The 15,524-nt window shown below is 28.7% G+C and carries 10 protein-coding genes; 4 read left to right on the top strand and 6 right to left on the bottom strand.

Annotation, left to right across the window (positions count from 1 at the left end):
• Positions 1-64 precede the first annotated feature (64 nt).
• The 3 genes from tmk to psc1_RS02240 all read left to right on the top strand — a co-directional run bounded on the left by tmk (position 65) and on the right by psc1_RS02240 (position 4,261).
• Positions 65-697 carry a dTMP kinase gene (gene tmk / locus psc1_RS02250; protein ID WP_373375501.1) on the top strand — a complete coding sequence of 211 codons (633 nt, stop codon included), beginning with the start codon at positions 65-67 and terminating at the stop codon, positions 695-697.
• 869 nt (positions 698-1,566) lie between these two features.
• Complete coding sequence (gene ltrA, locus psc1_RS02245; RefSeq protein WP_373375500.1) at positions 1,567-3,300, top strand: group II intron reverse transcriptase/maturase; 1,734 nt, start codon at positions 1,567-1,569, stop codon at positions 3,298-3,300.
• 325 nt (positions 3,301-3,625) lie between these two features.
• Positions 3,626-4,261, top strand: a complete 636-nt coding sequence (locus psc1_RS02240; RefSeq protein WP_122225662.1) for a hypothetical protein — start codon at positions 3,626-3,628, stop codon at positions 4,259-4,261.
• Between the two features lie 832 nt (positions 4,262-5,093).
• On the opposite strand, the gene psc1_RS02235 is transcribed toward psc1_RS02240, so the two are convergent.
• The 3 genes from psc1_RS02235 to argS all read right to left on the bottom strand — a co-directional run bounded on the left by psc1_RS02235 (position 5,094) and on the right by argS (position 10,077).
• A complete protein-coding gene (locus psc1_RS02235; protein WP_373375499.1) occupies positions 5,094-5,912 on the bottom strand; it encodes a hypothetical protein in 819 nt (272 codons plus the stop codon).
• A gap of 102 nt (positions 5,913-6,014) precedes the next feature.
• Entirely contained in the window at positions 6,015-7,910 is a 1,896-nt protein-coding gene (locus psc1_RS02230) for a hypothetical protein (protein WP_373375498.1), read from the bottom strand.
• 493 nt (positions 7,911-8,403) lie between these two features.
• Positions 8,404-10,077 (bottom strand): arginine--tRNA ligase, encoded by a 1,674-nt coding sequence (argS, locus tag psc1_RS02225; RefSeq protein WP_122225562.1) that lies wholly within the window; start codon positions 10,075-10,077, stop codon positions 8,404-8,406.
• A gap of 336 nt (positions 10,078-10,413) precedes the next feature.
• On the opposite strand from argS, the gene psc1_RS02220 reads away from it, so the two are divergent.
• Complete coding sequence (locus psc1_RS02220; protein WP_373375497.1) at positions 10,414-11,715, top strand: rRNA adenine N-6-methyltransferase family protein; 1,302 nt, start codon at positions 10,414-10,416, stop codon at positions 11,713-11,715.
• A 70-nt stretch (positions 11,716-11,785) separates the two neighbouring features.
• Here psc1_RS02220 and psc1_RS02215 read toward each other — a convergent pair whose 3' ends face one another.
• The 3 genes from psc1_RS02215 to psc1_RS02205 are packed head-to-tail and all read right to left on the bottom strand — an operon-like array spanning position 11,786 to position 15,324.
• Entirely contained in the window at positions 11,786-13,564 is a 1,779-nt protein-coding gene (locus psc1_RS02215) for an AAA family ATPase (RefSeq protein ID WP_373375496.1), read from the bottom strand.
• 40 nt (positions 13,565-13,604) lie between these two features.
• A complete protein-coding gene (locus psc1_RS02210) occupies positions 13,605-14,273 on the bottom strand; it encodes a hypothetical protein (RefSeq protein WP_373375495.1) in 669 nt (222 codons plus the stop codon).
• Between the two features lie 28 nt (positions 14,274-14,301).
• The gene (locus psc1_RS02205; protein ID WP_023161486.1) at positions 14,302-15,324 is read right to left on the bottom strand and encodes a lipoate--protein ligase; all 1,023 of its coding nucleotides are present in this window, start codon (positions 15,322-15,324) and stop codon (positions 14,302-14,304) included.
• Positions 15,325-15,524 lie beyond the last annotated feature (200 nt).

Genomic DNA, 15,524 nt, shown 5'->3' with positions numbered 1-15,524 from the left:
ATTTAGACCTTCAAATTGAAGGTCTTTTTTTATGCCCAAATTAAGATTAAAAGGAGAAACAATCATGAAATTAATTATATTCGAAGGACTTGACGGCAGTGGAAAAACAAGTCTAATAAAAAGCATCAAACGTGAATTAAAAAAACAAGGCAAAGAAGTGATTGTTATTCGCGGATTAGGAAGTTCAACAATTGGCGAATCTATACGTGAAACATTTTTAACACACAACAAATTACACAATTTAACTAGATATTTTTTAAGTTTTGCCAACATGATCCAAACCCAAGAAGAACTCATCAAACCCCACTTAAAAACCCCTAAAATCATTTTAGTTGATCGTTGGTTAGGCTCTAATTTTGCATATCGTGTATATCCTAATCAAATTGATAAAAAATATTATCTTTTTAACAATTTAACTAAATTTTTTATCAAACCAAATTTGACTGTTTATTTAAAAATCGACCCACAAATAGGGTTAAACCGCAAAGTAAATCAAACTAATCACACACTCGATGTCATTGAATCAAGCCCATTGTCATATTTTTATCAAGTAGAAAAAGGTTTTCAAGAATTTTTAAAACGAAAAAACCTAGGTCCTCAAATTGTTTTAAAAGTGATGGAAGCTAAAAATTCCAACTTCAACACAAACCAAATAATCAAAAAAATAGGAGAAATACCAAATGGCAATAATCACTAAGAAACAATGCCAAAACGGCAATCTATATATCCATTATAGCAACGGTAAAATAAAAACTATTAAAAAAGATGGAACCATCCGATGGCGTACCAAAAAAATTAAATTTAAAACCCCAAAAAGACTCTTTAATTAGAGTCTTTTTTTATTTAGAAAGGAAATTAATCAAATGAATCAATTAACTAATTTACATTTCAAAAATATTAATGTTTTTAATCACCAAACTTCATGTGTTAACATCACTAAACAAATAAGGGCGCCAAAGAGGCCTAAATATCGAGCTATCTAACCAATATGCCAGTGCCGATAAACACTGAATGGATATGGTCGGTCCGTTAAACGAAAGAATAATGGATTACAGCAGACCATAAAAGCGGATTGAGACGAAGTAGTTAGTCAAGAGGATACCGCCACCAAATTGTCCCATGGATAAGCCTGAAATGGTCTAAGAAGGAAAGCAGATGTAATCTTAGAACCTAATACGCAAACTACTGAAGCCGTATAGTCCAGAGTCTAACAGGATATATTATTTGTCTTGGTTAGTTTATCTAATTAACAGAAAGCCTGGAATCTCACCGACAGTCAGGAAAGACGTTAAAACATAAGCGGTTACTTCACCTAAAGGACAAAGGTAGATATTTAGAGTAACTTGGAGAATCCTAAAAGCTAGTTATTTAATTAACAAGTCAAGGAATAAATGCCGAGACGCTCAAGGATAAAGAAGCTATTTAATAGTCGTGGATAATTCAAAGTTAACATTGGAATATGCTAACACAATGACCCACCAGGGCGAAGGTTAATAACCTTTACAAGGCGAAAGTAGCTAGTAATTTACTATTTATTCACTGTAATCAAGGAAGGAGTTGATAAATATGTCAACAACTGTTTCAAATGAAACTAAGCTTTCGCGAACATTGAATAAGATCCTATATTGTTCTACAAATAACTATCCTCTAAAAAGAGAATTACAGCAAGGAATGAATAATCTACATAACACGTTAATTGCATTTAACAAAATTGCAACCAACAAAGGTGCGGGTACACCTGGAATTGATGGTAATACAATTGACAGTCTCAATCTTAAAAAATTAGAAAGATATCACAAGGAATACATCAGTAACAAGTACAATCCAAAGCCTGTTAAAAGAATATTCATTCCCAAAGACAACGATAAGGTTAGACCTCTTGGAATACCTACCATAAAAGATAGAATAGTCCAAAGAAGCCTTGAACAACTCTTAACTCCTTATCTTGAAAATCAATTCTTAGAATGGAGTTTTGGATTTAGAACCAAAAAATCCTGTCTTGATGCAATCAAACGCGTCAAACAGAGATTTAAGGGAATTGATTATATCATCAAAATTGACCTTAAAGGTTATTTTGACACAATCAATCATGAAACTCTTATGAAAACCTTGACGAAGTTTATACGCAAGAATAAAACTCTTTCAACCATTAACAAGTGGTTAAAAGCTGGGTTCATGAAAGATGGCATCAAATACGAATCTTTATCTGGTTCTCCACAAGGAGGAATCATCTCCCCATTACTTGCCAATGTATATTTACATTACATTGACATCAAAATGGACGAACTAATTAAAGAAGGAACACCAATAAGGAAAGCAAACCCAGGATATGGAAAAACATACCGTCAGGGAATGCATCATAAATTGGGGATTGATAGTCAAATTAACCTAAATCCAAAAACAAGAGTTGAATATATCCGATATGCCGATGATTTTATCATAGGAATTAAAGGGAAATATGACAAAGCTGAAACTATTAAAAACCAAGTGACTCAATGGCTAGAACAAGATTTAAAACTGACAGTTAGTAAAGATAAATCAAAAATTGTAAAAGCCAATAAGGGCACAAGGTTTCTATCCTACATGATTAGGGTAAATCCAACCAGTAGTAAACTCACCGAAAAAACCCACAAAAAATCCCTAAACGGTCGGGTACAAATCCAAGTTCCCAAAGCAAAAGCCAAGGAATATGGATATGAATACAATTGGTTAAGAAGAGGAAAGGTTAAGCATGATGAAACATTAGCAAATAGGGACGAATTAGAAATAATACGCACTTATAAGACAATCGTACGTGGAATCATCCAATACTTTTGTTTAGCTAACAATCTAAATGCATTAACCCATCTAACCTATCTAGCTGAGTATAGTTGTTTGAAAACTTTGGCAAGGAAACACAAAACGGCAATTGCCAAAGTGCGAAAAAAGTTTAATCGTAACTCAACTTGGTCAATTCCTTATCTAAACAAAGGGAAAGCCAGATATGAGTCATGGATTGTTTACCCTTGGGATAAGATTAAGAAAATGCGTAGTTGTAAGAAAAATCCCGATATCATCATCAATCCTTATCTATTCCAAGGTCGTACGAATCTAACAGACCGCCTTAAAGCGGAAATATGTGAGAAATGCGGCAAAACAACCCAACTTCAAATCCATCACGTTGGTACGGTTCGCAATGAAAACCGCAAAAGCGTGATGAATAAGAGTACAAAGGTGTTATGCATGGATTGTCATAGAAATATTACGAACCAACAAATGCATGATATCAGATTAAATAACAAAAATAAAAGAACAAGATAGAATAAATAGCTAATCAGCCGTAAGGCAAAATTAGTTCTCGAAAGAGAGTAAATTATGGAAAGCCGTATGCTTGGAAACTTGCTCGTACGGTTTGGACGGGGGCTGATTGTAAATAAAACAGCAAACGCAAATCGCTGAATAAGACGCAATTAATCTATCCGTATAATTATTACTTTTTTTCACCAACATATTACAACTCGCACATAAACACATTAACACGCCCCTATAAACGCGTATATACCCCCTAAATTTCGCGATTTTATTTTAGCAAATTAGGGGTTTTTTATTTTTATAACAATAAACCAACTAAAAAAGGAGAAAAAAAATGAAAAACGACACAAACCAAGAAATTAGAATCGGAGGTTGGGAAACAAAATCAACCCCCGACGACTTAGTTCAAATTAAAAACTTTTTACAAACAATAAAACAAGAATTATTAAATATTACGATTGTTTCACATTCTAAAAAGAAAAACACCTATCAACAAGCTAATTACCGCCCCAAAAACCAAACTCTCTTTGTCGACCCTCAAATCTTAGAAGAAATCAAAAAGTATAGAATAGAAATAATCAAAAATCGATCTCCCGAAAACGATAACAACATAATAACACTCACTAACCCCACAACACCCCTTAAAAGCCAAAATAATACCCTTAAAACGCATTTTCCTATATTCCAAATTAATTATCACAACAAACAAAAAGACTACATTAAAGAATTAATTGGGAAAATTGATGTCAATAAATTAGAAACTTTACAATTATATCAATTAGACCCTCAAAAGCTGGATAAATACAATAACCCCATCAACACAAACTATAAAAAAGGGCTAAACATCATCTATTATCGAGAAGAAGATTTAAAATACATTAAATTATTTTTAATCAAATCAAAACAGGGCTATCGGGTTAAAAAGATGCGCCCCGATTATAAAAGATATTTAACAAAAGAAAAATCATAAAAATTTATTTTAACTCATCATTTTATCATCATTCACTCATCATTTTATCATCATTTGCCTCATCTAATTTCCTTGTAACAAACAAACATTTTTAAGGAGTGATATTTTATATATTATATCGATAATGATAATGATACTCGATATTTGATATTATCGTTGTATCTTTTATCTATCATTATTATTTATCGATATATAAATAACTTCCCATTTTCCCTTTCCATTATTAAAGAGAGATTTTTTAAATCCAAACCAACAAAAAGCCCTCAACGCGCTGAAGCGCTAACAAAATTTATAAGTATACACAAATAAAAGAAAAAAGACGAAAAAGAAAGACCCCCCCATTTCCGCGTCTCCCCCCCTTTTTTTTAGAATGAATTGCGTTTTCAAGCAAAACTTCTTTAAAATAAAATAATTTAGAGTTATAATAATTAATATATGAAAAAAATATAAAAGGTCAATTGGTATTTCAATCATGAAAAATGAAAAATTAAAACAAAAAATTAAATCATTCATCTCCTTCTCAATATTCTCAAAATCTTAGATAAATAATTTATTTAAAATATTTAACCTTGAAAAAAGGTTACCCTTCTACGCATTTTTTTCAAAAAACATCATAATTGCGTAAAAAAATAATTTTAATTTCATTTCCTTGGCACTTTTTTCACTTTTTTTACCTAACTATATAGTGTAAAGATAAAATATTTAAAAAAATATCTTTTGAAACTAAAGAATTATTAAAAAGCTTTAGACGCTTTTTACAATTAATAAAAATATTTCTTTAGTTTGAAAAGATATGAAATTATTACCTTTTTTTTAGCCTTAAAGAACAATTTTAAAATAAAAAATTGTCTAAAAAAACGAAACAGCGCACTTCTTCTTCGCCAGTAAAATCTGAATGTTTTACTTTTGCTTTGTTTTGGGTAGCGTCAGTATCTAAAGTAATTGTGAATTTGTTTTGTTCTACTGTTTTTAAATCAGTATTTTTAGTTAACACTGCATCTTTAATTGCAGCTTGAGTTCTTGCATCTAAAGCACCTAATTGTGTTATTGTTAATTTTTTGTCTAATGCTTCTTTAATACTAAATGTAACTACTACATCACCATCAAAATTTGGATGTGTTACTGTTGCTTTATTTTGGGTAGCATCAGTATCTAAAGTAATTGTGAATTTGGTTTTGTCTACTTGTGTTAAATTATTAGCATTTGTACTTAACACTGCAGCTTTAACTGCATCTTGGGTTCTTGCATCTAAAGCACCTAATTCTTTTACTGTTAATTTTGTGCTTAATTGTGGTTTTTCTACTGTTACATTATTAAATACAACACTACTACCACTTTGTGCTTTTGAATTTGCAGTCGCAGTAAGGGTTGCTTTTTTGTTATCGTTAGCATTAAATGTAATTGTTGCATCAGTATTTAAAGTCAATGAACCATCTTGTTTTAAGAATTTATTTAAAGTTGCTTGGGTTTTGTTTATAGTTTCTGCTTGTGTAACAGTAATTGTTTCAGTTGTAGATTTTGTGAAAGTGCTTAATTGTTGTTTTGCTGCAGCATTTACAAAAAAATTATTATGCAAAAACAAAAAAGAAATAAAAAAAGACAATAAAAATAATTTTATTATTTTAAAAAAGCGTTTTTTTCTTAAATGCATTTTCAAATAAACCTTTCTTATAAGTTTTTAACTTAAATAAAATGGTTTTTAAAAGAACCAAAAAACCACTTAAAGCGTACCGGTACTAGACCGGTACCGTTTTTATTTTTTAACTTTTTGAAAACAATAATATCCAGAACCTAAACTTAAAAAAGTTAAAACAATTCCTAAAGTCCACCATAATCCGGCAAGTGATGATTTTTCTTCTTGTTTTTTATCAGATTCTTTTACTTCAGCTTTAGAATCTGTTTCTACTTTGTCTTGAGAATCAGCTAGTTTTTCATCATCTTTTGGTTTTTTAGTTTCTGCTTCATCAGCTACTTTAACTGTTTCATCAGTTGTTTTAGTTTCTGTATTTCCTTTATTTTCTTCTGGTTTTGAAGTTTCTTCAGTTACTGCTGGGTTTTTAGTTTCTGTATTTCCTTCAGTTTTTTGAGTTTCTGTATTTCCTTCAATTTTTTGAGTTTCTGCTTCTTTAGTTTTTTGAGCTTCTAATTCTTTAGCTTTTTGAGCTTCTGCTTCTGGAGCTGTTACAACTGGTTTAGCTGTTTGAGCTTCTGATTCTTTAGCTTTTTGAGCTCCTGCTTCATCGGTTGGTTTTTCATCATCAGCTGGTTTTTTAACTGTTTCATCAGCTACTTTTTTAGTTCCTGCTTCATCAGTTGGTTTTTTAACTGTTTCATCAGTTACTTTTTGAGCTGCTGCTTCTTCTGATGGTTTTGAATCTACTTTGTTGTCAGCTGGTGTTTCATCATCAGCTGGTGTTTCATCAGCTAGTTTGTTGTCAGCTGGTGAAGTTTTTCCTGCATTTAGTTGTCCTGATGCGTTAGTGTCTCCATTTGATTGTTGTGTTGCGTTAGTGTCTGCATTTGGTTGTCTGTTGTCAGTTGTTGCAGTTGGTGCAGTTGTTGCGTTAGCATCTACAACTGGTGCAGTTGGTTGAGCTACTTTTACATTAGTAAATACAACACTACCTTGTGCTTTAGTAGAATTTGGAGCCGCAGTAATAGTTGCTGTTTTTTTGTTGTCAACATCATTAAATGTAATTGTTACATCATTATTTACAGTTAATGAACCAGCTTTTTTTAAGAATTTATTTAAAGTGTCTTGGGTTGGATTTGTAACGTCTGCTTGTGTAACAGTAATTTTTTTAGTTGTAAGTTTTGTGAAAGTATTTAATGCTTTTTTAACGCTAAATGTAACTTTTATTGTACCAGTTAATTCTGAATGTGTTATTTTTGCTTTTGTTGCTCTGTTTCTTACACCAACAAATTGAACTGTTAATTTGTCTCTGTCTGCTGCTTTTAAATCAGGATTTTTAGTTAACACTGCATCTTTAACTTTGTCTTCAGTTCTTGCATCTAAAGCACCTAATTGTTTTGTTTGTAATTTTTGGCTTAATGCTGCTGGAGGTGTTGTGTTAGTGCCTGCAGTTGCTGGATGTGTTGTGTTAGTTCCTGCATTAGGAGCTGTTGGGTTTGAAGTTTTTTCAGTTACTGTTGGGTTTGAAATTCCTTCATTTCCTTCTGGTTTTGAAGTTTCTACAGTTTTTTTAGCTTCTTTTATTTCAGTTTTAGTTTCTTCAACTACTTTTTCTTGAAAATCAGCTTGATTTTCGGCTTTAGGTTCTTTAGCTAATCTATCTGCTGCTTGTCTAGCTGCTTCTTCTTGTTCTTTAGCTATTATTTCTGAAACTTGTTCAACCTCTTCTTGTGTTGGATCTCGCATAACCATTCGGTCAGTATTTGGATCAAATTCACTTATAGATTCAATTGTTCCATCATCTCGGCGCTTAGTTTTTTTAGTTGTATCAATGTCTTGTCCGGTTGATCCCGCATTTGGTTTAACTGTTTGAGGTTTTTCAGAATTATCTCTTTCGGGATTATTTGATGGATTATCTGCAAAAATAATATTATTATGCAAAAGTAAAAAAAGAAATAAAAAAGACAATAAAAATAATTTTATTATTTTAAAAAAGCGTTTTTTTCTTAAATGCATTTTAAAGTAAACCTTTCTTATAAATTTTTTTAAAGAAACACAAAACCAATAAAGAATAAAAAAATATTTTGGCTATTATTTTTTAAATACTCGTACCTCCCTATTCTTTATTTAAAACATAATAGTAATTTTTAAAATAAAACTACTATTAATTTTAATTATAACACCAAAAAAAACAAGTTTTACACTTATCAAATCTTTATTTCATAAGGTTTTTACTTGTTTTTTTATGATATTTTTTTATTTTTAAAATTATTAATAAATTAAAAATGTAGGTAATCAATGTTTTTTTGTTGTTTATGGAAAATCATTTTTGAAATATCTTTTTGTTAATTTTAAGTGTCATATAAAAATAAAAAAAAGACTATCACAAAAGATAATCTTTTTTTTCATTATGATTGAAATGTTAATATTTTAGTATATTTTTACTTCTTTAATAGTTTTGCCTTCTTGGTATTTAGTTATTTTAACTAGCGTGGATAACCAAAAAAAATTACATATTTTCTAAAAAAGGCACTCCCAAAATTCTTAGACTTTCTTGAAGAACAATTAGAACAGCTTTCACCAACAAAAGGTTAGTGTTTTTAATTGTTTCTTTAGTAGATAAAATTTTTTCTTGTGCATATAAACCATTAATATTTTGAGTTAATTTGATAATATATCTTGATAAAATACTTGGCATTTTATCTTGTTGACTTTTTTCCAAAATAGAAGGGAATTGACTTAATAATTTAATTAAAACAAAATAATGATTTTGTTGATATATTGTTTCATCAATTAAACTAAGATCTATTTTTTCTTTTTTTAAAAGCGAATTAAGGCGAGCAGCTGTATATTGTAAATAAGGACCTGTTTGACCTTTAAATTTTAAAATATTTTCAAGATTAAAATCGATATCTAAATGCCTATCGTTTTTTAAATCATTAAAAATAATAGCTCCAACAGCGATTTTTTGAGCAATTTTTTCTGAGCAAGATAAAGAAGGGTTTTTTTCTTGAATTATTTTTTGTGCTAAATTAGTTGCTTGTTTAATGATATCTATCAATGTAGTAAATTTATGATGTCTTGTTGACATTTTTTTGCCATTCATCAAAACTAGACCAAAATTAATATTTTCTATTTTAACATCCCAATATCCCATTTTTTGAATAACTTGAGCTAATTGTTGAAAATAAAGTTTTTGTTCGTTTCCTACTACATATAAAATAGTTTGACAATGATAAGTTTCGTAACGATATTTAAAAGCGGCTAAATCTCTAGTTAAATATAAAGTACTACCATTAGTTTTTTGAATCAAGCCAGGAGGCAATTGATCTAGTTGTATTAATAACATTTGATCTTCTTGTTTTATCATATTTTTTTCTTTTAATTCTTTTAAAAGGTCTTCTGTTTTATCGTTATAAAAAGATTCTCCTAAAAAATAATCGAAAGAAATTCCTAAAATATTATAAATTTTTAAAAATTCGCGCAAAGAAACATCACGAAAATAATTCCATAGTTTAAGATATTCTTGCTTTTGTTTTTCTAATTGCAAAAAAGCTTCATTAGCTTCATCGTTTAGTGTTTTATCTTCTAAAGCTTTTTGATGAAAAAGAAGATAAAGTTTTTGTAATTCGTTAATTGGATCTTTTAAAATTTTTTCTTCTTGTCCCCATTTTTGATAAGCAACAATCATTTTACCAAATTGAGTACCCCAATCTCCTAAATGATTAATTCCTATGACTTTAAAACCTAATTTTTGATAAATATTTTTTAAAGAATTGCCAATAACAGTAGAGCGAAGATGACCTACAGAAAAATTTTTAGCGATATTGGGAGAAGAATAGTCAATCACTACTGTTTGTTGATTGGGTTTTTGACTGCCATAATTACTTTGTAGTTCGTTGATTTGCAATAAAAGAGTTTTTGCTAAAAGCCCTCTTTTTAGTTTGATATTTAGAAAACCATTTAGAAAAGTTATTTGGTCGATTTCTTGTATAATAATTAATTCTTTTTTAATGCTATCAAAAAGTAAAGCAGGCTTAGAATTTTTTCTTTTAGCATAAGTAAACAAGGGTAAGGAAAAATCAAACTCTTTGCTTTCTGTTTGAACTTGTAAAAAAATCTCTTGACATAAAGTCTGTTTAATGACAGTTTGTATTTTGTTCTTAATAGAATCTAGCGTCATTTTGATAGCCCCTTTTTGACTGATTAACATAAAATTAGTATAAATATTTTAGTATAAGAGCTTTTTTCTAAGGAAAAAAAGTAGAAACATTATTTATAAATATTATAATTTTATTATATCATGTTTTTATTAAATTGTTGCAATAACTTTATTTTTTGTTTTGAATAAAGTAACAGAAAAAAAATTTAATCTTTTTTATAGTCATTTGAGGTATAATTAATAACAGTAATATGTTTTTATACATCAAACAATTAATATTACTAAAATTAGTTTAAACAACAATAGTATTTTTTTATTAATTCAAAATTTACAAAGGAAGAAAAAAAGGAATTATTTATGAAAAAATTAAAATTATCAAAATCAGCCAAAACACATTTTCAAAAGGTTTCTTTTGCCAAACAAAATGCATTATCAATTGCCTTAGTCATTATTTCTTTAATTACTTTTATTTGGGGCATTGTTCATAGTTGTTTACAAACACATTTATCTGGGTTTTCGTACTTTCAAAATATTTTTAATTTCACCAGACAAAGTGTTTTTTTAATTTTGATAGTAGCTCTTTTAGCTTTTACCAAATATAAAACAAATAAGTTTTATTCACTTTTAAGTTTTATTGCTTTAATCAATATTTTAATTGTTGGCTTAGTTTTCAAAGATTTCATTTCGGATTCTAATCAAGCCTTTATCTCTAATAATTCAATTATAGCAATAATGGCTACTTATTTGCAATATATTTTATTGCCTTTGTTTTATGGCTTTTATTTTTGGAAAAAAGCCCTTCTGCTTTTAACTTGGAAAAAAGCATGGCTTGTTTTGATCCACCCTTCGCTTTATTTTTTGACTTTTTTAAATCAAAAACAACAACCTTTTATCATTCCTAATTATCAATCTTATCCTAGTTTACCTTATTTTAAAATTTTTCTTGCTTTTGTTTTTTTGACTTTGGCTTTAATTGGGATTAAAAAAATCAAAATCAAATTTATTTATAAAATGTTAATGTTATTTTTAGTTCTTTTTGTCGCTTCAGTTATTCCAAGAGAAACAAGTGATTGGAGTCATGGTAGAGAATCAATTTTACATCCTCAACAAATGGGAGCTTCCTTTTTTCCTGAACCACAAGAAACAGCCCAACAAATGGCTAATTTGGTTTTTGAAAAAGACCAAAAATTAAATGATGGTGAAAAAATTTTAGAATTAGGCGCAGGCAGTGGTAATGTTACTAAATATTTAATTCACAAATTTGGAGTTAAAAATGTTATCGCTTTGGAATACGATAATCATTTATGTCAGGTTTTGCGTGACAAATATGAAGGATTGCAAGTTATTGAAGGTGATGCTTGTAATTTTATAAAATTATTAAAAGATAAAAAGGTTGGTATTGATAAAATAAAAGGCATTGTTTCGACTTTACCTTTAAGTGTTTTTACCCCAGAAAAATTAAAAGAATTAAACGATAATCTTTCTAAAACAATAGTAGACAATGAAATTAAATTTTTAGAGTATCGTCTTTTGCCTTTTTTAAGAGAAAAACATATTATTGAAGGCGTCAAAGAATTCAAGGATTCGTCAAAAAATCAATTTTCGATATATAATTTTGTTATTCCTCTCAAAATTTTTGTTTTTGAAAAAAAAAATTAAATTAAAAAAAGAAAAGTTAACTTATTTTTAAGTTAACTTTTTTTAATTATATTTAAACAATCTTATTTTGCTATCTATCACTTATTTTAATCGTTTCTTTTTTTAATAAAGCTTGGGATATTTCTTTTAATAAAGTTTGATTTTTTTGAATAATGGTTTTAGCTTCAAAAAAGCAGTTAGTAATTATTTTTTTAACTTCTTGGTTTGTTAAGTTATAATTGCTAAAAATAGGCTCTTGATTTGTCATAATATCGTTAATTTCATATTTTTTAACAATCGATTTAGCGATTGTTTGAGCATGGTTAAAATCATCAAAGAGATCCGAAATATCGTTAAAAATTAACTCTTCAGCTGCTCTGCCGGCTAAATAAAAAGTTACTAAAGCTAACATTTTTTGCAGCGAATTGATAGTTTTTGCTTGGAAGAAAAAAAGAGGATGATATTTTTTTTTAATGGTTTGCATATTGACAGTAATTTCACTTATTTTAGGAGCTAAGAGAAGTTTGGAGCTGATAACGGCTCGTCCGGCTTCGTGATAGGCAATTATTTTTTTTTCTTCGGAAGTATATAGACGTTTATTTTGGCTTACCCCCAACAAAACACGTTCCAGGGCTTTTTCTAAGATTTTAAAGTCGATTTTTGTTCTTTGATTTCTCATAGCCAAAATAGAAGCCTCGTTTAAAATAGCAGCCAATTGAGCCCCGTTTGTTCCTTGGGTTTGATAAGCCATCTTTTGCCAATCGATATCGGCAGCAATTTTTTTATTGCGAGCATGTACTTGCAAAATGGCTTTACGAGCTTTTAGGTCAGGTAATTTAATTTTAATAATCCGATCAAATCTACCAGGACGCAATAACGCCGGATCTAGCATATCAATTCTATTGGTTGCCCCAATGACAATGACTTGATTTAATCGCTCAAAGCCGTCCATTTCAACTAAAAATTGGTTTAAGGTATGATTTTTTTCTTGATTGCCACTGCTATTTAAAAATTTTTCCCTTTTACCCCCTAAAGCATCAATTTCATCAATAAATAAAATGCAAGAGGAGTTTTTTTTGATTTCTTGAAATATATTTCTAATGCGAGCGGCTCCTACGCCGATATAAACTTCAACAAATTCAGAACCGGAAAAAAAATAAAAAGGGATGTTAATTTCGTTGGCTAAGGCTTTAGCAAGTAAAGTTTTACCAGTGCCAGGCGGACCTTCTAATAAAACTCCTTTTGGAGTTTGTATACCGTTTTGTTTGTATTTTTGTGGATTTTTTAAGATATCGACTAACTCAAATAATTCTTTTTTTTCTTGTTCTAATCCCGCGATATCTGCAAAAGTGATAGTATTTTTATTTTGATAAAGCTTTTGAGATAAATTTCTTTTAGAATTGAAAAAAAAATTACTAAGGTTAACCAAAATCCAACACATAAAAATAAGAGTAGATAAAAAGAAGATTAAACGGATATATAATTCTAAGAAATTATATTTAGTGTTAGAAGTAATTGATTGTAAAAAAATTTTATAATTGTTGAGATTAAATAATAAGGTATTATAAAGAGAAGCAGTAATGAAACAGTAATATTTTTGCTGTTCGTACCCTTGAGCATAAATGAGATAATGTTCTTTGAAAAAAAAGTTATTATTATTTTTATGAATATAATGAACGTTGTTAACTTCTCGCTCTTTGATTTTGTCAATGAGTTCATAAAAATTAATCAAAGAAGCATTTTTTAATTGTTTTTTTTCTTTAATAAAATAAAAACCTTCTAAAGCAATAACTGTCGAAAAAGTTAAAATAATTAAAATTACGATATAAAAGATGATTTTGTTTTTTGTAAAAAAGCGGTATAAATTCACTAAATTATTAACTCCGTGTCAATTTTGAAACTAATGGGTTTTAAAATTTTTGTAAAAACTCTAATTTTCCTTTCAGACGAAAATTAATCAAATAAAGAAGAACTCCAATCAAAAGATTGTTAATAACAACAGATACTAAACTATAAATAACGTTTATTTTTAAGAAATCATATCTTTTTTTAGGAAATAAAAAATTTATTAATATGTTTGAATTTTTTTCTTCGAAGAAATGTTCTTGCAATAAATCGATAAAAAGCATGCTTGCAACAACTTGCACGACACTAATAATTAATAAGGCAAATATTAAAGATTTTTTGGAAAAGAGCTGATTTTCTTTTTTTTGATAAAACAAACCAGATAAACAACAAGCTAAGTAAGGTAAAAAAAATCTGTAAAGAAAAATCAAAAATATTTCTTCTTTTTGGTGATGATGGTCGTCGTGATTACTGCCAAAAAAAGCTTCTAATTGAAAATATTCAAAGGCAAAATGAATCAAAAGATAAGATAAAGTGGCAAAAAAACTATATTTAAATCCGAAAAGAAAACCAATTAAAATAATAAAAATTAATTCAATTTTAAAAAAAGAGTAACTACAATCAACACCGCTATTAATAGTAAATCGACAAATCAGTTCCAAAAAAAAAGCTAAGAAAAGCAAAAAAGAAGTGGCAATAATTCTTTTTAAAATATTTTGTTGACTATTTAACATTAAAAAAAATTCCTTTATTTTGAGATTTTTATTTTGTTGTAGTACTTAGTAGTTGTTCTTCTAAAATACCTTCTTTTAATAAATTTAAAAAATCATCGTTGGTGGCATCTAGAATATAATCGTTAATATCTGTTTGAGCCAAAACTTTGACTAAATGTTTCGTTTGGTAGATTACTCCTTGAAAAGCATGACAAAAAGAGGCTAAATTATCTTCTTTGTGAAAAAAATCACCGATTAAAGACAATGCTTGTATTTTGCCAAAACGAAGATCTAAAAAGATTTCTATTGTCCCCCATGAAAAGCGTTTTTTCAGTATTTTAGTGTGGTGAGGTTGTTCTAAAAAGGTAAATTCAGGGGAGGCGTATTGAAGCGCATTTGCTTCGATGGTTTTGGTTTCTTCCTGGCTTAATGAGTAAGTTTTAACAGTCAAAGACTTAATTAAATGTTGCATTAAGTCATCTTGTGACATATTTTGAGGAAGGTGCTTTTTAATATTAGTCACTCTGGAACGAACACTTTTAATTCCTTTAGAAATCAATTTTTGGTCGTTAGGAGTAATCACTTTAATCATGGTGTTAAAATCGCAATTGTAAAGCAAGGTACCGTGCGTAATCATACCGTTTTGATTTTGTAAAAAAGCGTTACCAGAAATTTTTTTACCATCTAACAAAAGGTCGTTTCTGCCGCTAAACACAATATTTAGTCCTAATTTTCGTAAAGAAAGCATAATTTTAGATAAATAAGGTTTAAAGCTAAAAATTTTGTTTTTTTTAGCAATGATGCTAAAAAGAGGAGTTTGTGAGTCGTTATAAACACAGCCCCCGCCTGTCGGTCTTCTGAATAAAGGGATTTGATGTTGTTGAAGATAATCTAAATTAACTTCGTTTTCGATAATTTGGTTTTTGCCAACGACAACCCCTTGAATTTTCCAAAGAAAAAAATAGGTTTCTGTTGGGTTTTTTTTCAATAAATGATTAAGAGCGTAAGATTCTAAAGCGTAATAAAAATAAGGTTTTAAATCGCAAGGGCGATTAGTTTGAATTAAAATCATAAATTATTATCTCTTTTCTAGTTTTTTTCTACTATCTTTCAATTATATTATAACATTTTTTTGTTTTTTTGAAGATGACTAATAATATTTTAGTTTGCCAGAGCTTGGAAGGGATGAAAAAAATAAGTAGAAAAAAAGGATTAAAAAAGCATTTTTTGTAAACATATTTTTTGCCAAAAAAAACAAGTATAATAAAATTA

Source organism: Candidatus Phytoplasma solani (assembly GCF_041729705.1).
In the GTDB taxonomy this organism is placed as follows: domain Bacteria; phylum Bacillota_I; class Bacilli_A; order Acholeplasmatales; family Acholeplasmataceae; genus Phytoplasma; species Phytoplasma solani.
This window is presented reverse-complemented; position numbering and strand designations above follow the sequence as displayed.